This window comes from Paenibacillus sp. sgz302191 (assembly GCF_057749925.1).
Genome location: NZ_JBYLHY010000011.1, coordinates 41248 through 66331, shown reverse-complemented (window position 1 = coordinate 66331; position 25084 = coordinate 41248). Strand labels below are relative to the sequence as shown.

Genomic DNA, 25084 nt, shown 5'->3' with positions numbered 1-25084 from the left:
CGTCTTCTCGGCCCAAAATACCTACTTATTGTATATTCGATACATAAGCATTGCCGTTTCTGCCCTCGTTGCGTTCCCAAGCGGATTGATTCCGCTGCCGTCTCCGCTTATAATTCCGTTCCGGATAAGCGCAGATACGCTTTGCTTCGCATAGGGTGCGACTTCCGAGCTGTCGGCAAATCCGGAAAGATGGTCCTCCGATCCTGCTGCAATCTGTTTTTTCGCCGCCTTCAACGCGCGCTCGATCAATACCATCATATCTTGACGGGTGATCGCAGAACTCGGGCTGAATTGGTTCCCGCCGACTCCGGCGGAAATTCCCAGCTTCCGGGCAATCGCTACCGCTTCGGCGTAGTAGGCTTTGGAGCTGACATCTGCAAATTGGCCGTCTGCCTTGGCGGTCAATCCAAGCGTGCGAACCAAAAGCTGGACGAAATCGGCTCTCGTAATGTTTTCGCCGGGATCAAAGATATCGTTCGAAGTACCCTGAATGACTCCTTTAGACGCCATGACCTCGACTGCATGTTTGGCCCAGCCGTACTCCGCCAGATCGCGGAAAGACTTATGGACGTAGGCAACCGCATATCGGCCGAATTGCGTGGTCGCGAAGGTGACGGTTCCGGTAGCTGCATCATATTTTCCCGTAGGAACTGCTGTTATTCGTCCGTGTGCATCGACGTTCCAAACAGTAATATGCTCCGAATTAGCAAGCTCTTCGGCGGAAGGCGTATAAGGGATCGACACGAGTACCGGTCCTTCCGGGTTGTTCCAGGCAATGGCCGACCCATTCGCCGTCAAGGTAAGCTCAATGACCGGCTTGCTGCCGATCGCCACCTGTGCCGCCGCATCCAGGCCAACCGCATCGGCTTTCCCGATCGACAACGTAACGTCCGCAGTGCCCGTTCCGGCAGAAGCTCCTAACATGCCCAAAGGTACTGCGACAGTAGCGATTTCTGTTGCTACTGTGACTTGTTTGCCACCGGCTGCCGTCAGCGCCGAAGCCGGCAGGTTGACGATATAGCGATTTACTTCCGCTGTTTTCGGCACTTCAATCAGGGCAACCCCCGCCTCTTCAAAAGCCTTGTTCAAGGCTTGAGCATCGACAGTGACTTTGGCTGATCCTGTCTCAACAACAGGGGCTCCTATTTTCACCTTGCCGGGGATGCCGCTGACAGGCACTTCCGGTTCTTTGGGCGTGTTGGCCGATCCGGTCGAGTTCGATGTACCTCCGCTATCGCCTGTACTGCCATTACCGCCGCCTACCACCGTTATAGTGCTGGCCGCTGTCATTCCCCCGTCATCAGTTGTAGCTATGATGAGCGCAGTTCCGCTGGAAACTCCGGTAACAATAACGCTTGTTGTTCCTGTTTGCGCGTTATAAACCGCATACGTCACGGAAGCTACGCTTGGCGCTGAAGAGGTGAAGCGCACCGCTTTGTTGGTTGCGTCGCCAGGTGTGACGGCGGCCTCAAGCAGCGTCGTTCCTCCAACTTGCAGCAGGGCCGCGGCCATGTTGAGCGACACGCCGGTTACAGGTACTGCGCCTGCTTCCCGAACCGTGACCTGAGCCGTGGCGATCCTTCCGCCATCGACCGTAGTCGCGGTAATCGCAGCCGTACCGCTGCCGATTGCGGTCACGGTTCCCGCGCCGTCGACGGTGGCGACCGCTTCATTGCTGCTGGACCACAGGACCGTCTTGTTCCCTGCAAGGTCGGGGAGAACGGTCGCCTTCAGCTGTGCGGTCTGCCCTGGTTTTAGAGCGAGAGCCTGTTGATCGAGCGTCACGCTCGTCACTTCACTTGCCGCAGGTGCGACTTCAACCGGCAGCGTTCCGTTGATTCTCGTTAGCTCCTCCGCTGTGATCGGCAGCACCGTTCCATGTCTCGGAGCCGGTGTCGGGAAGCTGTATCCGCTTGAAACCGGAGTCCATACGCCCGATGCCAGATCGGTGGTGTAAAAAGGCTTGTAGCCTCCGCCGGAGAAGTAATCGATAAACAGATACCATTTGTTTTCTCCGTTCGCCTTGAACACCAGCGGTCCTTCTCCGGCAGGGATCGTTCCTTTGCCGATCCCTTCCTTGATCATGGTGAAGCTGCCGAATATGGAGTCGCCGGATTCCTCGAATACCATCTTGCCGTTAGGCGAAGTCGCAGCGTTGAAATCGCGTTCATCCTTCGTAAATCTGTAAATCTTCCCGTTGTTTTCAATCATGGTCGTATCAATGACCGAATATCCGGGATTGAAGTACTCCTTGGCCTCCGTAAACGTATAAAAATCCCGCGTCTTCGCATACATAATTCTCTCATTCGGACTGCCTGACTTGGCGGCATCGCTGTACATCTTCGAAGCCCAAAAGACGACAAAGTCCCCGGTCGTTTTGTCATAGAACGCTTCCGGCGCCCAAGTATTTCCCGCCAAATCGGAAGATACTTTAACCAGTCTTTGATTCGACCAATGGATCAAATCCGACGATTCCCAAATCAACAAGGACGTGCTGCCCGTTGTTTGCGCCCGGGTCCAATCCCCGTTGCTGTAAATATTAAGATCCGTTGCGATCATGTAAAATTTATCGCCGTCCGGGGACCTGACAATGGAAGGGTCTCTGACCCCTTTTTCACCCAGTCGGGATGTAAATACAGGTTTGCCTTGGTTCAAATTGTTCCAGTGCAGCGGATCATTTCCCTTGCTCGCCGCCATGTAGAGCTGTTCGCCATCTTTCGTGCCTTCGCCGATAAAATAGGCAAACAGATAGCCTGCATAATCCGGCTTCACGGGCAGCATCTTCACATGAGCCAAAAACGCCTTGGTGAGAACCTCGTTATTCAACCTGAGCGTTGCCGTCAGTTTGATGTCCGCATCACCGGTACCCGCGGCGGGACGCTTCACCTCACCGGTCGGCGCAACGACGGCGGAGTCCTCGGAGGACCATGAAATCACGGAGCCGAACTCGCCTTGTACAGGCAGTGTCAGATTGCCGCGGACATCGCCGATGTTGTGAATCGTCAAATTCTCCGCATCGCGTTGTAATTTCTCGGCATCCGCAAGCTGCTTGATGACCGTCACAGCAAACGTTTTGGTTGCCGTCGCTCGGCCGTTGCTGATGGTCGCCGTCAGCATGACCGTTGCGTTGCCGTCGCTGGCTGCTGGACGTGTCACCGCGCCCGTCCGGCTGTTGATCACCGCTTCATTGCTTGAAGTCCAGGTGATCGCGCTTCCGTACGAACCTCTGGCCGGGAGTGTCAAGCTGCTTTGTACGGCGCTGGTATCCCCGAGCGTCAGATCCGTTTGATCCGCCATAAACATATCGCCTAGCTTGCTTTCATAGATCGCCTGAATTTCGGACTTCTCCAACGCTCTGCTGTATAAGCGAAAGTCGCTGACGTTGCCTTTAAAATAAGGGTCGCCATAATTGGGCCACGGCTTGCCGATAAAATTCGCATCGGTCGGTTCCAGACTGCTCGGCTTTTGAGCAACGTAATCGCTTTGTACGGCTGCTCCGTCCACATACAAGGTGGCGGTTCCGGTTGAGGCAGAATAAGTTACCGCAACCTGCCTCCAGGAATTGACGGGAATCGAACTGCTCGCTACCCCGCTCTCTCCGCTCCAGTTCGTAGGCGTAATGGAGTATCTGAACCTGCCGCTCAAAGTCGGCGCGAAGTAGATGTATCCATTTTTCGTATTGCTGAATGTAGCCAGCCATTGCGGCGCCGTTGCGGTTGCATCCAGCTTCATGAAGGCCGATATCGTCAAATCGTCGACCCCCTGGAGCAGGTTGTTCGGCATCTGTACATAGGCGCCGTTGTAACCGCCGCTTAATTGCAGCGAGCTGCCGCCAATGCCCGGTCCCCAGGCTGCGCCGTTTTTGAGGATACCGTCGTTCCCGTTCCCCGATGCGTCTGCCGCGGCAGTGCCGCCGGTTTCGCCCAATTTGTACCACAGCAGCATATCATTCTTTACCGTTACAGTTACTTGGTAGGTCTCGCCTTTGTATGCAACCTTAATGACTGCCGTTCCTTTGCGGAGCCCGGTCACCACTCCCGAACCGTCCACCGCGGCAACATTGGAATCCGACGATTCATACGCGGCTGAACCCGTCACATCGTCCACAGATCCGTCCGGATGAGTAACCGTAACTTTCGTCCTGTGGGTCTGGTTGAGAAATAGCACATAGGCGCGGGAGTCCAGGCCGACCGCATCCCCCGCTTTCAAAACGGTAACCGCAATGGTTTTGCTGTCCGTCGCAGCCCCTTTATGAATAGCTGCCGTTACATGGACCGTTGTATCAGCGTCGAGCGGTCTGGTTACCTTGCCGTCAGCGGAAATAATATCCGTACGATCAGAGCTCCATGTGACGTTCACCCCGGCCGCATAGACAGTCGGAAGTGTCAAGTTGCCGACCACAGCCGCAGTATCACCCAAATCCAAGCCGTCTTTGACCGCCTGAACAGCCTCGCTGTCAGTCAGGGATTCGATCCATACATTTCTGATTTCACTGGCGGATAAAGCCCGGTCATATAAGCGAAAATCCGAAATTTGCCCTTTAAAGTATTGATCCGCAGGATAAGCAGGCTTGCCGATATAGTTGGCTACGGTCGCCTCCATATCTTTGGGAGAAACCGTTACATTTTTTCTCTCAGCAATCTTGTTTCCATCTTCATAAAATGTCATGATTGTGCCGGACACGGTCACGGCGACATGTTTCCACACCCCTTTGGCAAGGGATGAGCCTTTCGACGCGTTTTGTTCCGCGGACCACCTGTCGTTCGTCATGCTGACGCGGGAATTGCCGCTTCCGTCCGTCAACATGCCGAAATATTTGGTGCCGGGAGCCGAAGCAGGGTTTTCCGCCGAACCGAACGTGAAGATCCAGTAAGGATTCTTAATTGCCGGATCGATATACACATTCGTCGACACCGTGAGGTCCGTTATACCCGACAGCATCCCGTTCGGCATCTGAACGAAGCCGTCTGTTCCGTTTAACGCGCCAGCGCCAGCGCCGTTTTTCGCCGTTCCCCACGAAACGCCGCCGCTAAGCGTACCCGCATGGCCGTTTCCGGAAGCATCGCTAACCGTTGTCCCGCTGCCCTCATTGAACTTGTACCAAAGCTTCGGACCTGTGTTCTCCGATCCCGGAAGCGGTTTCACGTATCGGACGGAAATCCACCCGACAGCAGGCTTGTCGGCCCCTGCCTTAACCAGTTTGACCTCAAGCTGGTCCGTTGTCACATCCGCGGTAAATTCCTTGATCTCCCGCTTGTCGCCGACCACGTAATTTTGTAGCTTGCGGTCGTTCTGAACGTAGATGTCCATCAATCTGGTCGGCGAATCCCAAGGATCGTCAAAGCCCATTCGCACATCGTACGTGCCAGGGGGGACTTCAAATTTATAAGCGATTCCTTTCCCGTTATCATTTCCGTCATATTGACGGATCGAGAGAAACGGGTCTGTTTCATCGCTCTTGGCCCAGGTGCGCCCGTCATCCGCAACATATCCCCAGGCTGCTCCGGTGACGGGATCCTTTCCGAAACTTTGATCGGGAACCGACTGTTTCGCGCCGAGTGTAACCCCGTTTTGCACAGTGGTCGCCCCTGCATCCACAAAATAGTATAGATTAGGATCCGCAGGGCCTACCGGTGTCGCCGTTTTCACGTCGGATGCAGGGCTTGAGGAACTGCCTCTAACCGTTGTCAACGCAAAATAGTACGGCGTGCCGTTCGTCAAATTTTCAACCGTGTAATGGTTGACATTTCCCGGCACAGAGATGTGGTGGGCAAGGTTCCCTTGATCCGTGCCATACGCAATGTCATAATCGGCATGAATAGTCTCGTCAAAATACAAAGTAACCTTGGAATCCCCTTCGGCTGCGCGTTTGATCGCCGGTTGAGCAGGAACGCCGGTATCTTGCTGAACGGTAAGCCAGCTAATCAAGGGCTTGTTGCTGCCCTGTTTTATGATTTTTACGTCAAGCTCTCCATCCGTAACGGAAACGCCCACTACCCGCTTCACGTCTTGGCCCGCTCCGATCAAGTAGTTGGTAAGAACTTTTTGTCCTTCTACTTCAATATCCATCACCCTGTCGGCACTATCCCAAGGATCATCGAATCCCAGATCCAGATTATACAACCCGTTGGGCACTTCAAACCGATAGGCGAGACCTTTGCCGTTGGTGCTGCCGTCGTACTGGCGAATGCTGCTCCAGCGGTCCTCGGTTAGATTGGCCCAAGTTTGCGAATCGTCGGCTTCATAGCCCCACTTGTATCCGGTCACGGGATCCGCCCCGTAAGCTTGATCCTCCACTCCGTTCATGGAACCGAACGACTCGCCGTCTTCCAATTTATCCGGGCTCGAATCCCCCGCATCTACATAGTAGAGCAGCTGCGATACATCGACATCGTGCGGCGTACCCGATACGATGCTTGATTCGGTCTTAAGGACTCCATTCGTCGCCACAACCTTGAAATAATAAATCTGATTGTTGCTGAGCCCGGTTATTGCGGCATTTCCTCCGCTCGCAGCCGCCTGATTCTGCAAGTTATCGGATGTTGTACCGTATTGCACCGTATAGGCGGTTGCCCCGTCGACTTCCACATATTTCAAATCGATCCGGTGGTTGCCGCTGCGAACCGTATTGATCTCCGGGGCTTTCTTCAAGTCACCCGGCCTAATCACCTTCATGTAGCTAAACTGCGCATCATCCCAGCTATGCAGTCCTACCATACCGCTGCTGTAAGTGGAATCCTGCACATCAAAGATCAGTTCATCATCCAGATAGGCCTGAATATGCGAACCGTCCAAAACGACCTTCAACTGGTACAGTTGGTTCAGCTTGGCCGAGAAAGCCTTCGATTTGGCCAGATTCGTGCCATTTTTCCGCAAGAACAGCGCGTCGTTCTCGAATCCGAAGGCATAGGCATGATTATAATCCGTACCGCGGAAAACAACTCCCCAGTCGGCGCCCGGCTCGGCGTGTTTGGCCGTAACGGAGATAGTGCCGTCAATCACCTTGACATTTTTAACGGATAGCTCTCCCTGGTTGTCTCCTCCGGATTGATGTTTCAACAGCCCGTTTTCCATCTTCCATACACTGACATCCTGATTATAGGGAATCAAGGAAGCGTTCTGAAAATCGTCTTCCCACGTAACGTTTTCCGCTTGAGGCATAGCCTGGATGCTTGCTGTCGGCTGCCCCGTTCCGCCCGTGCCTACAGAAGATACGCGGAAGGAATAGATTTGACCGTTTGTCAGATGATCGATCGTTGCGGAATTCGTAAGCAGCTGCGTCGTTGTCGGCGCACCGTTCCCGGTGTTCATTTCCAAAGCATACTTGGCAATGCTCGGCACCTCCGGGAACTCCAGTTGAACTTTGCCGTCGCCCGGAACGGCGATCAGCTTGCTTGGCGCTTGAACAGTCGGGGTTACCGTCATTTCGGTAGACAAAGCGCTGTAGTCCGCTCCGTCCTGCGCCTGGATCGCCAAGTAATAGGGACTGCCGTTGGTTAAACCTGTAATGACGCCTTTATACAAACCGTCCTGACCGGCGATTTCCACTGTGCCGTTGTACGTGCCGCTGGCGGTTCCCCATTTTGCCAAATAGTGCGGAACATGAGGATCGCCGGAGAATTGAATGCCGATCCCTCCATCAACGGGATTTGCGGACACCTGCTGCGGCGGACTTAGCACCGGCGTCACGGTTGCCGTGTCGGAAGGGGCGCTTTCACCGTTCCGGTTCACAGCTATTGCCTGCATATAATACGCAGTATGATTCTCCAGCCCAAGAAGCGTGTAGCTTGTACCTGTCACAGGACCGGCAGTCATATTCATATTATCCGGGGATTTGCCGTAGACGATTTTATAGCTTTCGGCTCCTGCAACCCCGTTCAGCTTGATATCCGCCGCTTTATTCAAGGGCTTGACGGAATCAATACCCGGCCTTTCCGGCGCTTGATCCGCGGGCACATAATTGCCGTCCAACGTTACGATGGACCTTGCGGGGATTATGTACTGAAATGCGCCGTCCGCACCCGCCGTTACCATGTCGTGCTGAGCCAGGCTTTCGCTTGCGCTCGTCACAAAAGGCGTGAGATGGTATACTTTGTTTCCGCCCGGCAATTGATTGAGTTGAACGGTAACCGGCTTATCCTCATTCGTGTAGTTCACGTAGACGGAAGTGATTTTATGATTGCCCTCATGCAAATAAGCCGAACCCATCAACCCCTTGGGGTCATTCTCCGCAAGTCCGGTCATGGCGATCCGTTTGGCCCCCGGACGAATAAATTTGCTGTAATTGCCCAATGCCCATAACATTTTGGACGCATAGATCGATTGCTGATCGCCCGGTACGCTATAATCCGTATAAATCAGACCGTCCTTATAATCTCCTTTGGACACAGCCGTCCACCATTGCCAAGCGGATGCATTCGCAACAGACAGGTCATAATGAATCGTGCGCGCTATCAAAAGCGCCGGATCGATGCCTAAGTCCCTTCCGTTCCCCTGCATTTCGCCGACATCGCCGAGAACGCAGTACTCGCTCATCCAATAGGACGAACCCGGCAAAGTACTTTGCAGATTTTCCCACAGCAGCTTCCGCAATGCTCCCAGGCGGTCCCCGTTTTTGTCGGAAACCGTATCCGACCAATAGGAGTGGGAGACGATCTTGTTGTCGATTTTGGAAGCGATTTCAGGATTACCCAAAAGATCCTTGATATATTCCCGGTACTTGCCAACATTTAATTTGTTGCTTCCGCCCTGATATTGCTGTTTGTTATCGTTAGGATTTTGGGAGGAGGCCATAAATTGCGCATATTTGGCGTCATCAAGCAGGGCCAGGATTTCGACGCCTTCAGGAGCAGTGATTTTGGTATTGATATTTCTATTCTTGAGCTCCGCATAAAGACTATTAATGACATTGATAAAATCCGTGTTGTTATAGCGGTTCGCCTCTTGTCCGGCTCCGTTCCAATCCCACGTAGGCTCGTTGATGGGGCTGACATAATTAAAATGAATGCCTGACTTATCGAAATGGTCCACAACATCCGCCAAAAAACCGGCGAACTTGCCCTCGTAACCCGGTTTCAGATTCGTCGAGCCGACGGAAGCGTCCGGCTGTGCGTGCCCGTTCTTGGTCATCCATACCGGCGGGCTGTTCACAAATGCAATAAGATCCTTAACGCCTCTGTCATTCGCAGCTTTCAAAAACCATTGCTGTCCGCCCTGCTTCGACCAATCGTAAGCGCTATTGTCATCTTTCTTGAAGCTTTCCACCCTTCTCCATGGAATCGTAATAATACTTTCATCCGTATCATTGGAGCCTGCTCCGATATTAAACCGCCAGCTTGATAAACCGATCCCTTTGTCCTGCGAAAATAATAAATCGGCAATCTTCTCCTTGTTGCTGTCAGACCATTCCTTTCCGATCGGATCCATGGACCACGCGTCTGATGCGCCAAAGTTGTCAATGGTTTGAAAAGTTGAACTTGCATCGATGCTCACTAAAGTTCTGCTGACATCTGCGGCATGTGTAACTGTCGGTGCAATAGGACTGGCAGCTACGAGTGCGGAAGTGACCAGCGCCAGGGTGCGTTTAAACATCTTTTTCCTCCTTCAGGTGTGTATAAGAACCAGCAGCGCTTGAAAACCACAATCCGGCTAATTCCGGAAATCACCTTTATTCAAGATAATTTATAGCTCATTATAGCTGAAACCTAACCCATTCACGATATAATTTCTTCTTCGAAAATTATAATTTTTTACGATTTCAATCGTCGGTCTCTCAGGCCCGGCAATACTGTAAGCGGCAAACCTCCGCAAAATCAACGCAAAAAAAACTGCTGCCCCAACGTCTGGAGCCGCAGTTTTGCTTGATTATGGAACCTCGCCATCGTAACTCAGGCTGACCAAGAAACCCGCGCCAGAGCCGATAGCACAATCCGCCTTGCGCGTTCGTGAAGAAAACCTGCAAACATATGCTTGAAAAGAAACTATTCCTGCAATTGTGCAGGCTGCCCGAGAAAGTCGCGACACTTTGTTAGGATTAGGGGAACCAGAGGGACCCTGATTTGGGGGGAACTGCTTTTCCCCGCCAGTGCCTCTCCCGGTATAGGTCGCGGAACTGCGCAAATGGGCAAAAAGCAGCTTGATAGGGAAAAAACCTGCGAATGTGCAGGCTTTTTCTTTGAAATCGGACTATTTTGGCGAAAAACCTGCAAAAGTGCAGGAATTTTCGCTGAATGTGCACCTGAGCCCATGTCCCCGCTGAAAAGCCTGCACTTTTGCAGGAATTGTTCGTGGACAGCGATCAAAGACGCAAATTCATGTATTTTTGCAGGTTTTCTTCGTTCAGCCGGGCAGATTGTAGTTATCGCCTCTGACACGGGGGTTTTTGGGTAGCTTGATTTTTGCAGGTTTTCTTCGTGCGGCCAGGCAGATTGCAGCTATCTCCTCTAGCGTGGGGGTTTTTCAACAGTCTGAATTGTGCAGGCTTTTCACCGCTCACATGGACGCAGCCCCCCTCGGCGCCAGAAATCCCTGCACTCTCGCAGGCTTTTGGACGGAAGCGCCTATCAGGCGGCCCGCTCGCTGAACCGTCCGGTGCATCCCGGCTGCGTGACGACACACGGCAACGGTTGCGGCGGGATTTGCGGCATAAGTAAGCTCTACCGCGCATGATACGGCTCGTCCCCTCCGGCGGACAGGCGGTTGTCGGCTCCCCTATTTCCCCGCCATTCTGGCGCCAATCTTCGCTTGAAAATGCCCCATGACGGCATTCGGTTCTTGCGGGAACTCACCGGGATGCCTACGGACGAGTTCCGGCACGAGATGCCCTCGGCCCGTCTCTTCCAGCCGCTTGATATACCCTTTGAGATACCCCCTGGCATGGAACGGTCCGCCCTCTTTCATTACCATCCACAACGGGTCGACCGCGTCGCTGTTCCGGCACATCGCTTCGTCATGCCACTGGTTCAAATAATAGACCGCTTCCATGCAAACGTCCCGGTGCTCGGACGCAACATTGAGCTGTTCTTTAGGGTCTTCGGCAAGATTGAACAGCATCTCTTCGTCAAACAGATGGAAGCCGTCATGATAAGACCGGATGTAGATCCAATCCCGAAAACGAACGCTTCGCTGGACGACATGGGCACATTGCGAAACGACCAAATAATCGCGACCGCAGTCGGTTCCTTCTTTCAGAACAGGGGCGTAGCTGACACCGCTCCAGTCGGGCACGGCCGGCGTCCCCAGCATGTCAGCCAGTGTCGGCAGCAGGTCCAGATGGTAATGCAGGCCGTCATCTGCGATTCCCTGCTTCATGCCCGGCCAACGAATAATCATAGGAATGCGGCATGTACCCTGATCGGCGGTCGCATGTTCGCCGTAAATGCCCAATTGCCCCATATTCTCGCCGTGATCCGCAGAAATGATGATGATCAGGTCATCCATGACGCCCTGCTCTTCCAAAGCGGCAAATAACCGGCCAAGATGCTCATCCATATAACGGATGCCGCAATCGTAACCGTCAATCATCGTTCTCATGTCGTCCATGTTTTGAATTTCCCCGGGGTGCCGTGGGAAGTTCGGACTCGTTTCATTATTGTAGGTCTTGTTCCGAAAATCGATATTCAGCTCATTCGCGCTATGGGAACCGACCATTTGCTTATGCCTTTCCAGCACTTCCTCCGTCAACCATGCCGGCAGCGGCTCATTGGCGAACGGATTGCCGAATTCCATCGGTGCGCGGTAAGGCGTATGAGGATCCCAGTAATTGATATACAGGAACCAGTCATCTTTGCCTGCGTTGCGCCCGATCCAATCCAGAGCGACCGGCGTTACATGTTCGGCCGATTCGTTGCCATATTTGCCTGTATTAAGGATTTCGTTGAATCCGGCATAAAAATGAAAAGTCGAATGTCTTTGGGCAAAAGGACTAATTAACACCGTGTTCAAGTCGGCAGCCAGTCCCAAATAAGACGGGAGCGCACCTCCGCGCGTCAGCTTGCCCATCAGCTCGCGTTCCGTCCCTTCCAGCTTCATATCGCCGGCTGTACCGCCGTGGCCTACAAGACCGTTGATGATCCCGAACTTGCCGCTCATCAGCGCCGTCCGGGAAGGCGCGCATGGCGCGTCGGATGTATAATAATTGTTAAACCGCACGCCTTCGGCTGCGATTTTATCAATATTCGGCGAAGTATTCCGATGATAACCGTAGCATCCCAGATGATCCGGGCTCGTCGAATCCAAATCCAAAAATAATATTCTCATCTACCTCAACCTCTCCATTCATCGCTAAATATCTTTGCCCCATGGATTGTTCTGATCGATAATCGGCTCTCGAGTAAGTGCTCCCGTTGATTCCCACCAGCAATCCACTTCTTCCTTGAGCAGCCGGCGGATCCCCTCGAATTTCGGCCAGTTGGCAACATTTACATTCTCATCCGGGTCCTCTTCCAGGTCATACATTTCTTCGTAGCCCTCTTCGTAATAAAACACATATTTCCATCTCGCCGTCTGCACGCCCCGGAACGGATGGAATCCCCAGTACGCCTTGTAGTGCTCGAAAAATACTTTTTCCTCCGAAGGCCGTTCCTTCCGCACCATCGCGTTCAAAAACGAGCCGCCTTCAAAGCGCTCCCGTACCGGAAGCCCTGCCGCTTCGAGCAAAGTCCCCGGAACCGCAGCGCTTGAAACAAGATCGGGAATGACTTTCCTCGCCGGATCGAGGCCGGGAACATAGAGGATCATCGGCACGTTATACAGCTCCTTGTACGGAATAACGCCCTTTAAGCGCAGTTTGTGCGCCCCCTGCATATCTCCATGATCGCTGGTGAAAAGAATGGCGGTATTGTCCAGCAGTTCCTTCCTTTCGAGCTGCTCCAGCAAGCGGCCCAAATTCCGGTCCATCAGGCTCAGCATGGCCCGATAGCGCTGCGCGTCGCGCTTCACGATGTCCTCAGTCAGCGCCGACTCGGCTTTCGAAGCCCGCTCTTTTTGAAAAGCAGGCTTCGTGGATAAATCGTCGGCATAAAAGCTGGCCGGCACGGGCATCCGCTCCCTCGGAAATGCGGCGGCATCGCCTTCAAGAAGCTCGAAGGGACCGTCCTCCGGGGAATTCGGATGCGGCATATACCACGATACCGTTAAAAAGAACGCTTTCCCGCCATCGCGGTCCCCCAAGTAATTGAGCGCCTTCGCCGTTGTCTCGGCGTCCTTGCAGCTGTGAAACCGGGGATCGCCGTTGGCTCCGTCAAGCTGCAAGCCGTCCGTCCGGTAATCGGTGATTTGAAACCCGTAATCGGCTGGAGTATTGCCGAGATGCCATTTGCCGAAATACACGGTTTCATAACCGCAGCTATTGAATTCCTTGGCGATTCCCCAGTCGCCGGGATCCAGCATATGGCCGATATTATTGACACCCACCTGATGGGGGTATTTCCCTGTCATCCAGGTAGCTCTTGAAGGCGAACATTGGGCTGACGTGCTGATAGCCCCTGTAAACCGTGCGCCCATCTGCGCCAGCCGATCCAGGTTGGGCGTGCGATAGCTCGAATCGGCGCAGCTCATCGCCCGCATTTGCTGTTGGTCTGTCGTAATCATGACAATATTGCGCATTGCTGCATGTCTCCTCCTTCGGCTTAACCTTTGACTGAACCTACCATCATACCCTTATTAAAGTATTTTTGCAGGAAAGGGTAACAAAGGATAAGCGGCAAGGCTGTAGCCACGACGGCGGCCATTTTGACCGGCGGCCCGTATTCGAATCCCCCGATGTCTGTCGCCATTCCAGTGTCGGATTCAAGTAAAAATTGACGCAGGAAAGCTTGAACAGGCCATTTGTCAGCATCGTTTAAATACAAAATCGCTTGGAAATAATTGTTCCAATGAGCTACTCCATACATAAGCCCGATTGTAACGAGCGAAGGTAAAGACAGCGGCAAAATAATGCGGAACAGCAACCGCCATTCGCCGCACCCGTCAATTCTGGCCGCCTCCTCCAGTTCCAACGGAACGCTGGCAAAAAAGCTGCGCATAATAATCAGCAGGAACGGGAAAATAGCAGCGGTCAAAAATAGCGCCCAATAACTGTTCAACAGGTGCAATTGCCGCACGACGAGATAAGTGGGAATAATTCCGCCGTTGAAAATCATCGTAAACAAGACAAGCAGATTCAGCACTCTCCGCCCCTTAAGCCAGCTCTTGGATAATCCGTAAGCCATAAATACGGTGAACAAGAGGCTTATCGCCGTCCCGCAAATCGTGATCAGAAACGTATTGCCGTAAGCATGCGTGAAATTTCGATTTTGCAGCAAATAGCCGTACGAGTTCAGCGTCCATTCATGCGGGAAGATAAAAAATCCGCGCGTCATAAATTCGCTTTTTGTAGAGAATGAACTGAACAGGATATAGACGAACGGAAAGGCTACAAACAGAAAGCAGACCAGCAGCACCGCATAAATAAAGGCGTCGAAGAGGATATTTGCTTTTTTCATACTAGTAAACTCCCTCCTCGCCGAACCTCTTGGCCAAATGATTCACCGTCATGACAAGAACGAAAGCGACAACGGATTTAAAAAGGCCTACTGCGGTCGTAAAGCTGTACTCGCCTTGTTGAATGCCGTTGCGGTACACATAAGTGTCAAAGACGTCGGACACGCTAATATTTACCGAATTTTGGATCAACAATATTTGCTCAAAGCCTACATCCATGACCGAACCCAAGCGCAGTACAAACAAAATGACCGCAATGGAACGCAAGCTCGGCAAAGTAATATGCCACATTTGTCTCCAGCGTCCTGCGCCATCGACGTAGGCAGCCTCATAAAGCCCCGGGTCCACTGAGGCCAATGCGGCAAGAAACACAATCGCGCTCCATCCCATTTCCTTCCATATATTCTGGAACAAGAACAACCCTCGGAAGTAAGCGGGATCTGTCAACAGCTCAAATCGCGGAAATCCGTACTGCACCAATAGCTTGTTAATCCCGCCGTCCTGTGTGGCAAATAAAACAACGGTAATGCCGGCCACGACGACCCACGAAACAAAGTGGGGAATATAGATGGTCGTTTGCACGATTTTCTTAACCCACGGCAATCTAACTTCGTTCAATAACAACGCGATTATGATGGGTACAGGGAAAAAGAAAAGTAAATTAATTCCGCTTAACACAAACGTATTGCGCAGCAATATCCAGAAATCATGGTCGGCGAACAGCTTGCGAAAATTGTCCAAGCCGACCCAAGGGCTGCTGGCAAATCCGCCGATCGGGTCGTAGTCCTTGAAAGCAAGGACTAGACCCCCCATCGGAATATAACGAAACAGGATAAAGAATAACAAACCGGGCAAAATCATCAAATATAACGGCACGCTGCGACTTCCAAGTTTCATCATGGGGATCGTTCAACTCCAGTAATTAGTTATTGAAGCTTTTGGTACTCGGCATTGATATCCTTCGTGATTTGGTCCCCGCCATTTTTCAACCATTCTTCCGCCGCCTGATCGACCGTATCCACAGGAGCTTGCCCCATAATAATTTTAATCATGCTCGCGAGCCATTTCTGGTCCAGATTCGGCGCAAGCTTGGTTTGAACGTCCGATACAACCGCAGCCGCCGCATTCGGCCATTTGTATTTTGCGTTATTGTCGCCAAAGGCTTGAAGCTGTTTGGCCAGATTTCCGTCATCCCACTTATGAATTTGCACTAACGGATCAAATCGGCGCATGAACCATGTAGAAAGCAGAAACGGACGATCTTTGTCATAAGCTTCCAATTTGACGAACTTGCCGTTATCCGATTTGTAATGCACATTTTCAACGCCGTTTTTGATCAGGTCATACCCTTCGTCGGACAGCATATAATCCAGCATTTTCAAAATGCGCTGCTGCTTGTCTTTGTCGATGGAATTGTTGATCACAATCTTAGATGTCATCGACAAGGTGGAGGTTCCTTGTTTCCCATCCGGGCCTTTCGGCGGAAGAAGCTGGCTCACTACTGCGCTTGACTGCGCTTTTTTCAAAGTAGGCAAGCGGTTTTGAAGAAATTCCACCGGGACGACTTCGGCAATCCCCACTTTGCCGGATGTGAACTTGTCCGCTTGATCGTTCGTTTTATTGGTGGCGAAATCTTTGTCCAGAGCCCCTTCTTGATAAAGCTTGTTCATAAAGGTAACAAATTGTTTCAGTTCCTTGGTTTGCGTCTTAAAGTTGACCAACTGATCGCCGGATTTGCTCCACTCGTTGCCCAGGCCGAATGCCGCCATGATCGGAGCAATACCGTAAAATTTATTGTTTTGAATGCCGAACGAGAAACCGGTCGTATCTTGTTGGCCATTGCCATCCGGGTCTTGCGCAGCGAACGCCTTGGCCACTTGCGCGAATTCGTCCACTGTTGTCGGCATTTTCAATCCAAGCTTGTCCAGCCAATCTTGCCGGATGATAAACGAATCCCGCGTATCCTGAATATAGTAAGGAATGCCGAAGTATTTTCCCTTCGGATTTTCGATTTGCAATCCATCTTCCGGTATTTGTTTGCTCAGGTTCGGATATTGGTTCAAGTACGGTTTGACATCCATGAATACATTTTTATCCCGCCATTTGACAAACTCGTTTTGCTGAACCCAGAACACATCGGGAAAACTGTTGGAAGCCGCCATAACGTTTTCCTTTTGAGCCAATGTGTCGAAAGGAACCCACTGAATTTGCAGGTCGATATTTAATTTTTCATTCAGCTTCTGCACCACCGGGCTATTGTCCGCCCATCCCCCTCCGGAAAAGCTTGACGTCATTAAAGTGACGGTCATTTTCTTATCGGTCGAACCGCTGCCGGTTCCATCCGGCTTTTGTGTATCGCTTGCTTTCCCGCATCCGGTAGTACTGACGATAATCAAAGAAGATACGGCTAATGCGGCAAGTTTTTTCACTTTTTTTCCCCCTTGGATATATGGATGTGATAAATCTCACACTACTTACTATACAGTTCTCGGCTTGTATTTACGTTACCCTATTTTTTTGTTTATTGACTTATTTTTTTCTCACACGACGATTGAGACGTGTCCATGCGTTCTGGCCTTCGAAAATAGGGTATGCAAACGAAAGTCGAGCGGATAAAATGAATATAGATTCGGTCAATCGGGACGTACCGACTCTTCTTAAAGTTCGATCAGCAAATGAGGTGCTCCTATGTATCAGGTGCTTGTTGCGGAAGATGAATTCTGGATCCGGAATCAGGTCATTGAATTGATTGAAAGAATCGAAGGATTTAAAGTTATCGGTGAAGCAAGAGACGGCGAAGAAGCGTGGAAGTTGATGAATGAATTGTGGCCGGACGTGCTGATCACCGACATTATGATGCCGGGGATGGATGGGCTGGCACTGCTGCAAAGAGTGTATGAATATCAAGTGTCTGTCGCGCCGATCATTATTAGCGGGTATGATAATTTTTCCTATGCGCAAGAGGCGATGAGGTATGGGGTTGCCGAGTATGTCCTTAAGCCGATTTCAGAAGAGAAAATAAAGAAAGCCCTTACACATTCCGTGGAATTTATGCAGCGCTCTCACCGGCACCGGGAACAATGGCTGCTCATCCATGAATTTATTCATAAGCTGGATTCCTTTGACCGGCCAAAAGCTTGGCGTGAATTATCCGAGCTGATTAAATCCGTCTTAACCGTCAAACATGCGGCACATGGCGAGAAAATGGGCATGCTGCGTATCTTGTCGGACAAGCTGTATGAACAGACCGGCCATACGGGGGAGCGAGCGGAATGGGCCTCCATCAACGGACAAGACAAGGAAGCGATTCTTAAATACTTTTATTCCTTATTGGAAAATTGGTTTCGGCATCTTGAAACCGCTCCCAGCCAAAATCCGAATCTGGTTATGAAAAGAGTTCAAGAATATGTGCAAAAAAATTATATGAAAGAAATTACACTGTCGCAAATTGCCGAAATCGCTGATTTAAGCGTCTCCCGGTTTTGCGTCATTTTCAAAAAAAATACCGGCGATTCCTTCGTCAACTATTTGAACCAATACCGGATCGATAAGGCGAAGCAGCTGCTGCTTGAGACGGATTTGAAAATCTACGAAGTCGCCGATATGGTGGGCTTTTCGACGCTGCCTTACTTCAACCGGTTGTTTAAGACGGTAACGGGGCTTTCGCCCAACGAGTATAAGAGGAGCCTGGGAGTATGAGACAGGGCTTCTTTCGTAATTCTTCCATAGCTGTAAAAATGTATACCCTTTTCATGTGCCTTTCCATCCTGGTCGTCCTGCTGATGGCCAGTTTTTCTTACTTATTTTATAACAAAGCGGTAAAGCAGGATTTCAAAACCATTACTGGAGAGGCCTCCGAACGTCTTAGCTATCACCTTGAATTTTATTTAAAGCAAATGGCCCAATCGACGAGAACCTTGATCACTACACAGTTGGTTCAGAAGTGGCTGGAAAGCGGCGCCCCACTAACTCCGCAAGAAGTTACGGATTTGCAGAAGGAAATGGAAGTCTATATCTCTTTTAACTATCCGGAGATCGTCAATCTCTACTTGGTTTCTTCCGATAAGCGTATCATTGCCCTCAATAAAGGTGAAACGATGTACGCCAATAAACCTTGGTACCTGGAAACGCCGACGGCGCAAACCAAAACATTGCCAACGTACAGAAATTCGACGAATAATCTGCCGGTTATGAGCATGCTGATTCCCGTGTACAGTTCTCAAAATGTTTCTTTAATAGGGAACCTGGTCATTGAATTTTCCCTTGCCGAAATTAACGCCACGTTCCAAAAGTCCAATCTGGGCAAGAGCGGGTTTTTCTTTTTGCTGTCGCCGGAAGGGAATGTGATCTATTATCCGGATGAAAGATGGGTAGGGAAGGCTCGAAGCGATACGGGCCTCAACACGCTGTCTCTGCAATTGGACGGGCAATCGAGCATCCAGGAATGGAACGGCAAAAAATCCTTGGTGGATGTTACAAAATCCGGGCAAACAGGATGGAACATCGTGGCCATTGTCCCCTACCAAGAAATCGCGAGCGGATTGAATACGGCCATCAAATCTTCACTGATCACGGTCGTTATTATCATTCTCTGTCTCGTGGCGGTCATCCCCCTAGTGTTGAAAAGTTTTGTCGGACCGGTAAAAAAAATGAAATCCGCCATGGAGGCGGTGGCCAGAGGCGGTTTGAATGTTCGAGTTGAGCTAAACTCCGAAATCAACGAATTTCAAATTCTGAGCTACAGCTTCAATAAGATGGTGGAACAATTGAACGATTCGTTAAGAATGGTAGCCGAACTGGAAATGAAAGAGATGAAGCTGCAATTGCATCAACAGGAAGCCGCCATTCAAGCGCTGCAAAATCAGATTAATCCGCACCTTCTCTACAATACGCTCGGCATTATCAGCGGCATTGCGTGTTTGGAAAATAATCCGTTAACGGAAAAGCTTGCGCAAAATTTAGCCGATGTATACCGTTACGCGGCCAGTTTCGCCAATATGGAAGTCACGCTGAAAGACGAGCTCTCGATTCTTATGAAATACTTGGAAATTATTCACATTCGATTCCCCAAAAGCTTTGAAAGCAAAGTAGTCATCAATGAAAAATTTTTGGATTCCCGAATCATGAAGCTGACTCTGCAGCCCATCGTAGAGAATGCCGTGAAATACGGAATCGAGCCTCGCGGAGGGAACGGAGCTATCATCGTAACCGCCTACGCCGAGGAGCAAGACCTTATCATCGAAATTGCGGACAACGGACCAGGAATCGACGAACATAAGCAAAAAAGCTTCGAGCACGCATTTAAGTCCGGAAATGCACATGACGAAGCAAGTCAGCACGAATCGCTGGGCCTGCCCAATGTCCAAAAGCGCATACAGCTAAAATATGGCCCCGCTTACGGAGTCTCGATTCATTCCTTTCCGGGCAGAGGCACTGTAATCGGAATCCGAATCCCCAGGACGGCCAAATGATAAGCCGATTATCTTGGTTGATGTTCTAATATTGTTTGCTTCTGTGCGATATTTGACGTTTTTAGGGAGGAAAATAAATGAAGCGGCTGTTCATTTATTGCCGGTTAATCGTTCCCGGGAATCCGCTTCATTCCCTTCCAAACGTTTTAAAAACGTTGCTCTCCAGTTTACCGACAGCTCTTCCACTTCGAGTATTTTTCTAATACCTGCGATATGATCTTTCTCACGATGCATGATACGGTTCGCATAGGAAACCGAAATTGCTTTGGGATGGCGGGCAATTCTTCTTAAACAGGCGGATGCGGGTACGACTCCTTCTTGCAAAACGCGAAAATAAAAGCCTGTATAACCGGTTTCCTGCACTTTTAGCGGCATATCGGGCAAGTTGTATGTTACGGACAATTTATAACAAGGCTGCCGTGGTTGACTGACCTGCACGATCGATTCGCCCAGCTCAAATATATCGCCAATGCAGACATCCGCTTCGAGTAGTCCCCGGATCGTTAAATTTTCTCCGAATGCGCCGTATTCCAAAGTTCTTTGTAATTCCTTCTCCCAATACGGATAGTGTTCGTAAGGATAGACGCATACGGCCTTCTCCTTGCCGCCATGATGAACCAGATCCGCTTGCCCGTCCCCCTCGAAATTCAGACTCGATAAAAATAGGGATCTGTTCGCAGGCCGTTTGAATATTCCGGTTGAAATTTCTTTATGATTAAAGCTTATCTGTTGGGGTTTACCTATATTGATCGAAAGTATTTCGACATGACTCATTGGAGATCACCGCGCCTTTCCATCTGTGGATTCAAGAACCATTATCAGCCTTATTTCTCAAAACGGAACCAGCCAAAATCGAAATTGGATCCCGGCAGGAAAATAAAAGTTACTTTTTGAACGCCTGTAATCTTTTCCAAGTCGAAAACTTGCTCTTCATACCCGTCGGACTGAGTAAAATCAACAATCCGGTTGCTTTCACCTTCATGATTCGCGAAGCGGATATGAATCGTATTTTTATCGATAGGCGATTTGCCGAACACAACAAGCCTTGTTGCGCCATCACTGGTAAAATCGAAATGTTCAAATTCCAGGGAAACGTTGTTGCCTATCCCCTCTACACTTGTTCCTGTAATTTCAAATGTATCCCCATATATGCGGTCGCATTCCGCCGCGTGATTAAGCTCGAAAGCTCTGCTCCCTTGCCGGAAGGAAAATCCTTTAATATGCACCTTCTGACGAAGGACGAAGCAAATCGAAGAAATGCCGCGAAGTCTCTTGGACAGATGATAGGTTTCTTCTTGATACGTATTCCACTTCGTTGGTTTTTGGTAGACGACATCCGCCAAGAGTGAGCTTCCGTCCTCCCCTGGCACTCCTTCCCAAATTTGCAGGGGGTACTCTTCGCTCGTCAAAGCAAAAATGGGGATGGTGATCGTGTCGGAACCATAGGGGCCGAAGTCTATTTGATGAAAGCCGACTTGAGTTTCGCCCTCCCTGCTGGTGGCTACACCTCTTTCATTCCCGTTGCCGACATCCCCCTTACTGTAATCGTAAAGGCCTGCGGATATAAAACCATAAGGATCCAGGTAAGCTGTGCCCAGCCCGACAACCGTAAATTCCAATTGCGATATGATCCTGGTCTTGTCGCTGCCATTTCTGCTTGTACAGCGAAGACGGAACTCGCCGTCCCCCAGCGCGGTGACCTTTGCTTCGCAGCCGGCCGCATCCACCTTTGCGATATTGGACACAATCCCTGCAGCATCTACCACGCTCCACTCGACTTCCTGATAAGTGGTGTCAGCGGGGTGCAGTTTTGCCCTTACCTTCATTTCTTTGGCCGTTTCATCGAACCTTTGCCCGGAATCGCTAATGATTTCAATCTTGCGAACCGGTATTTCTTCGCCGCTTCCCATGCCCATGACGCACGGCAGCTCATGATTCCGGGTATTCGCGGAAATACCCGCAACTGTCCGAGCCTCAACCGGGAGAGACTCGAATTCCGCTGTCCGGCTGTTCATTCCTGCCGAAGATACTTTGATCTGAATGTTTCCGGGCGTAAGCGTCGATCCGATAATAGCCATCAACTTACCGCTGAACAACCTTCTGCTCAATCCTTTATACGGATCGTAATCCGTACTGTCCCCGTTGTCCAAACCAAGCAGCCGGCCTGCCCCAGTCACTTCAACATGCACTCGATTATTCGCATTTTCTACGGTATGCCCGTTCTCATCTTCCATTGTAATTTCTACGAAAATAAGATCTGTGCCATCGGCCAGAAGCCGTTCTTTATCCGCGGCCAAACGGATCTTCTTCGCATCGCCAAACGATTTTTGGCTGTCGGCAGCAAGAATACGGCCAGCTTCATCATAGGCTATTGCAGTTAACTCGCCGTCTTGATAAGGAATCTTCCACCAGCCGACAAGCTGCGTACCATGTTGATGATCGATATCATGCGTTCCTACCCGAACGCCATTCAGCTGCAATTCGATTCTGGGCGCATTCGAGCAGACGCGAACGTCAATCATCTGGCCGTCATTAAAATCCCAATACGGAAAAATATGGACCATCGGACTGGTCTTGTAATCCGTCCATGCCGCCTGATAGATGTAATAGGAATCTTTCTTAAATGTAGCCGTATCGATCTGTCCAAAATAAGAGTTCTTCGTATGATACGGAGTCGGTTCACCAATATAATCAAATCCGGTCCATATAAATTGACCGAGGGAGAACGGCGTATCCCTTTCTGCGATCATGCATGCTTCCGCCGATTTGGCCCCCCAGCTCGTCGGGCTATTTCCAAGTGCGGAGCATTGTTCGTCGTCATCGGCAAGAATGGATCTTTCGAACGGGAAACGATAGATGCCGCGGCTTTGCACGACAGAGGATGTCTCACTGCCATAAATAATCCAGTCTTCATGCTCTTCATGATGCTTATGATAATATTTTTCCGCATAATTGTATCCTGCGACCTTAACGATATCAGCGCATTTTTGAGCATTTTCCCAAGGCATATAATTCGAGCCGATCGTGACCCTTGCATTCCCTTTCGGGTCATAAATCCCGACCTCGTCCATTAGCATCCTGGTTATTTCTTGCCCTCTCTCATCCGCATAAGTATCGTAAATCTCATTTCCGATACTCCACATCAGCAGGCTCGGATGATTCCGGTCCCGCATCACCCAGCTCTTCACATCGGCAGAAGCCCAGTCCTTAAAAAATCTTGAGTAATCAAATTTAGTTTTAGGTCTTTCCCATATATCAAAAGCTTCCGAGACGACAAGTATTCCCATCTCATCCGTCAAATCCATCAATTCCGGGGCCGGCATATTATGGGTCGTCCGTATTGCGTTGACACCCATTTCTTTCAAAATATCAAGCCTTCTTTTCATCGCCGTTTTGTTAAACGCCGTTCCTAAGGCACCTAAATCGTGATGTTCGCAAACTCCGTTCAGCTTCATCTTTTTACCGTTCAGATGAAGTCCTTGGCTGGGGGACATCTCAATGCTCCGAAACCCGATATTGTGGGATATGTTTTCAATTTCACTATTCGATGCCGCCAGCTCTAATCTGGTAATCAGCCGATAGAGATTGGGCTCATCCGTGCTCCATAGCAAAGGATTCTCAACAAACAGACTTAGTCGGCTCATTGTTCGAATATCGTTTCCTGCATCGACCTTCTCTGATACGGCGGCAATCTTTTGATCCTTGTACAGGATTGTGTGCGAAATTTGCACAGCTTCATGCACGCACATTTCGGTATCGACTTCGACCTGCCAGCCGTCGTCCGTCTTTTTCGTCGTTATGTAAACGCCATCCGTTGCAATATGATTGTTATCTCTTGTTTTGAGCCATACATTGCGGTAGATGCCCGCCCCCGAATACCATCTGCTGCTCGGGCTTTGATGCACGACTTTTACGATAATTTCATTCGCCCCTTCGACGACGGCAGCTGTGATGTCATGCTCGAATGAGGAGTACCCGTATTTCCATTCTCCTGCAAACCACCCGTTCACATAGACGGAAGAATCCATATAAACACCGTCAAAGCATAGCAAAAGCTGCCTATCTTCTTTGGCGCAAATAAATGTCTTGCGATACCAGCCAATACTGTTTTCATAAAGATTAAGCGTATCGTAAATAAGCCAATCATGGGGAATATCAATGGGCTCGAACGTTAGACCGGCACAATCTGTCGCTTCCAAGCCGCTTTTTGCAAATTCCCATCCATCGTTAAAAAGTATTTTCTTATTCATAACCTGCTGCCGTCCTCTCCCACCATTCCCATTATTAGACTCACTCGGTTTCTCCCACCTTACACAATCTGGAAAACCGGACGTTCTTTGATATAGTGAACGGGAATATCCGGATACATGCTTGTCAGCTTGTCGGCCAGAAGCTTCATCCCCGGCTCTTCACTTTCAGCATGACCGAGGACGATCAACGCCTTGCGTCTTCCTTGATAGACCGCATCCCTCACATACTCGGGCGTTTCCCATTCCGGCCCTTCCCCGTATAAAATAAGATCCAGAGACTCTTTGTAAAATAAAGGAAGCGTATGCTGACCTCCGCCTCGGTATCCCGCAAGCAAGCCGATCCTCGAACAATTCATCCCGAGGTCGCCTTGCGTTCTTACAAAAGCAATTCCCAGCTTTTTCTTCACATATTCCGCGATTGCGCCTGCCGTATCCGCGGGAATATGCAGGACGGAGGCCGCAGCATCATGCTTCCGAATGTACGGGGTCCAATCGAGCGCCTGAATCAAGCCCTCCATGACACCATCCGGCGTATAGCGATGCCAGTAATCGTGGAACCGGAATAGCGCGATGCCCGAGGATTCCAAAAGCTTCCTTTTCTCCTCGTACACCGGGTCTTCCTTATGAGCTGCGCTATCATGATGCGAGAAGAACGGCCCTTCGTGAGCAATAATCAAATTCGCTCCCCGCCGTATCGCTTGCTCGATGACCAATTGCGTAGGCATGAAGGCGGTCACAATCCCCGTCACCTCTGTGTCGGGATGGCCGAACTTCAGCGTATCGACGGTTTGCTCAAGCTTGCCGACCGGAGCTATTAACGCGTCGATAACCGTTTTTATTTTTACACTCATCGTCTGCCCTCAAGTCATTCATGTCCGTGCC

General features: G+C 50.4%; 11 protein-coding genes. 2 read left to right on the top strand and 9 right to left on the bottom strand.

Going from position 1 to position 25084, the window contains the following annotated elements; translation table 11 throughout:
- Positions 1-21: 21 nt before the first annotated feature.
- The 6 genes from AC3G2T_RS17380 to AC3G2T_RS17355 form a co-directional block, all read right to left on the bottom strand.
- The gene (locus tag AC3G2T_RS17380; RefSeq protein WP_488436324.1) at positions 22-9591 is read right to left on the bottom strand and encodes a glycoside hydrolase; all 9570 of its coding nucleotides are present in this window, start codon (positions 9589-9591) and stop codon (positions 22-24) included.
- A 1119-nt stretch (positions 9592-10710) separates the two neighbouring features.
- The gene (locus AC3G2T_RS17375; protein ID WP_488436323.1) at positions 10711-12258 is read right to left on the bottom strand and encodes a sulfatase family protein; all 1548 of its coding nucleotides are present in this window, start codon (positions 12256-12258) and stop codon (positions 10711-10713) included.
- 24 nt (positions 12259-12282) lie between these two features.
- Entirely contained in the window at positions 12283-13605 is a 1323-nt protein-coding gene (locus AC3G2T_RS17370) for a sulfatase family protein (RefSeq protein WP_488436322.1), read from the bottom strand.
- Positions 13606-13628: 23 nt separating this feature from the next.
- Positions 13629-14483 (bottom strand): carbohydrate ABC transporter permease, encoded by an 855-nt coding sequence (locus tag AC3G2T_RS17365; protein ID WP_474681260.1) that lies wholly within the window; start codon positions 14481-14483, stop codon positions 13629-13631.
- A gap of 1 nt (position 14484) precedes the next feature.
- A complete protein-coding gene (locus AC3G2T_RS17360; RefSeq protein ID WP_474681261.1) occupies positions 14485-15381 on the bottom strand; it encodes an ABC transporter permease in 897 nt (298 codons plus the stop codon).
- Between the two features lie 26 nt (positions 15382-15407).
- The gene (locus AC3G2T_RS17355) at positions 15408-16910 is read right to left on the bottom strand and encodes an extracellular solute-binding protein (RefSeq protein ID WP_488436321.1); all 1503 of its coding nucleotides are present in this window, start codon (positions 16908-16910) and stop codon (positions 15408-15410) included.
- Positions 16911-17169: 259 nt separating this feature from the next.
- Between AC3G2T_RS17355 and AC3G2T_RS17350 the strand changes: the two genes are divergently transcribed.
- Both AC3G2T_RS17350 and AC3G2T_RS17345 read left to right on the top strand, forming a co-directional pair.
- Positions 17170-18180 carry a response regulator transcription factor gene (locus tag AC3G2T_RS17350; protein WP_488436320.1) on the top strand — a complete coding sequence of 337 codons (1011 nt, stop codon included), beginning with the start codon at positions 17170-17172 and terminating at the stop codon, positions 18178-18180.
- Complete coding sequence (locus AC3G2T_RS17345) at positions 18177-19952, top strand: cache domain-containing sensor histidine kinase (protein WP_488436319.1); 1776 nt, start codon at positions 18177-18179, stop codon at positions 19950-19952. Before AC3G2T_RS17350 ends, AC3G2T_RS17345 begins: the two co-directional genes overlap by 4 nt.
- A 90-nt stretch (positions 19953-20042) precedes the next feature.
- On the opposite strand, the gene AC3G2T_RS17340 is transcribed toward AC3G2T_RS17345, so the two are convergent.
- The 3 genes from AC3G2T_RS17340 to AC3G2T_RS17330 are packed head-to-tail and all read right to left on the bottom strand — an operon-like array spanning position 20043 to position 25053.
- Positions 20043-20726: an MOSC domain-containing protein gene (locus tag AC3G2T_RS17340; RefSeq protein ID WP_488436318.1), complete on the bottom strand. Its 684-nt coding sequence runs from the start codon at positions 20724-20726 to the stop codon at positions 20043-20045.
- Positions 20727-20776: 50 nt separating this feature from the next.
- On the bottom strand, positions 20777-24202 hold the full coding sequence (locus tag AC3G2T_RS17335; RefSeq protein ID WP_488436317.1) for a glycoside hydrolase family 2 TIM barrel-domain containing protein: 3426 nt from the start codon (positions 24200-24202) through the stop codon (positions 20777-20779).
- A gap of 59 nt (positions 24203-24261) precedes the next feature.
- On the bottom strand, positions 24262-25053 hold the full coding sequence (locus AC3G2T_RS17330; protein WP_488436316.1) for a Nif3-like dinuclear metal center hexameric protein: 792 nt from the start codon (positions 25051-25053) through the stop codon (positions 24262-24264).
- Positions 25054-25084: the final 31 nt, after the last annotated feature.

Coding starts and splice junctions, on each gene's coding strand:
- AC3G2T_RS17380 (WP_488436324.1), bottom strand. CDS start 9,591: ATGTTTAAACGCACCCTGGCGCTGGTCACTTCCGCACTCGTAGCTGCC.
- AC3G2T_RS17375 (WP_488436323.1), bottom strand. CDS start 12,258: ATGAGAATATTATTTTTGGATTTGGATTCGACGAGCCCGGATCATCTG.
- AC3G2T_RS17370 (WP_488436322.1), bottom strand. CDS start 13,605: ATGCGCAATATTGTCATGATTACGACAGACCAACAGCAAATGCGGGCG.
- AC3G2T_RS17365 (WP_474681260.1), bottom strand. CDS start 14,483: ATGAAAAAAGCAAATATCCTCTTCGACGCCTTTATTTATGCGGTGCTG.
- AC3G2T_RS17360 (WP_474681261.1), bottom strand. CDS start 15,381: ATGATGAAACTTGGAAGTCGCAGCGTGCCGTTATATTTGATGATTTTG.
- AC3G2T_RS17350 (WP_488436320.1), top strand. CDS start 17,170: ATGTATCAGGTGCTTGTTGCGGAAGATGAATTCTGGATCCGGAATCAG.
- AC3G2T_RS17345 (WP_488436319.1), top strand. CDS start 18,177: ATGAGACAGGGCTTCTTTCGTAATTCTTCCATAGCTGTAAAAATGTAT.
- AC3G2T_RS17340 (WP_488436318.1), bottom strand. CDS start 20,726: ATGAGTCATGTCGAAATACTTTCGATCAATATAGGTAAACCCCAACAG.
- AC3G2T_RS17335 (WP_488436317.1), bottom strand. CDS start 24,202: ATGAATAAGAAAATACTTTTTAACGATGGATGGGAATTTGCAAAAAGC.
- AC3G2T_RS17330 (WP_488436316.1), bottom strand. CDS start 25,053: ATGAGTGTAAAAATAAAAACGGTTATCGACGCGTTAATAGCTCCGGTC.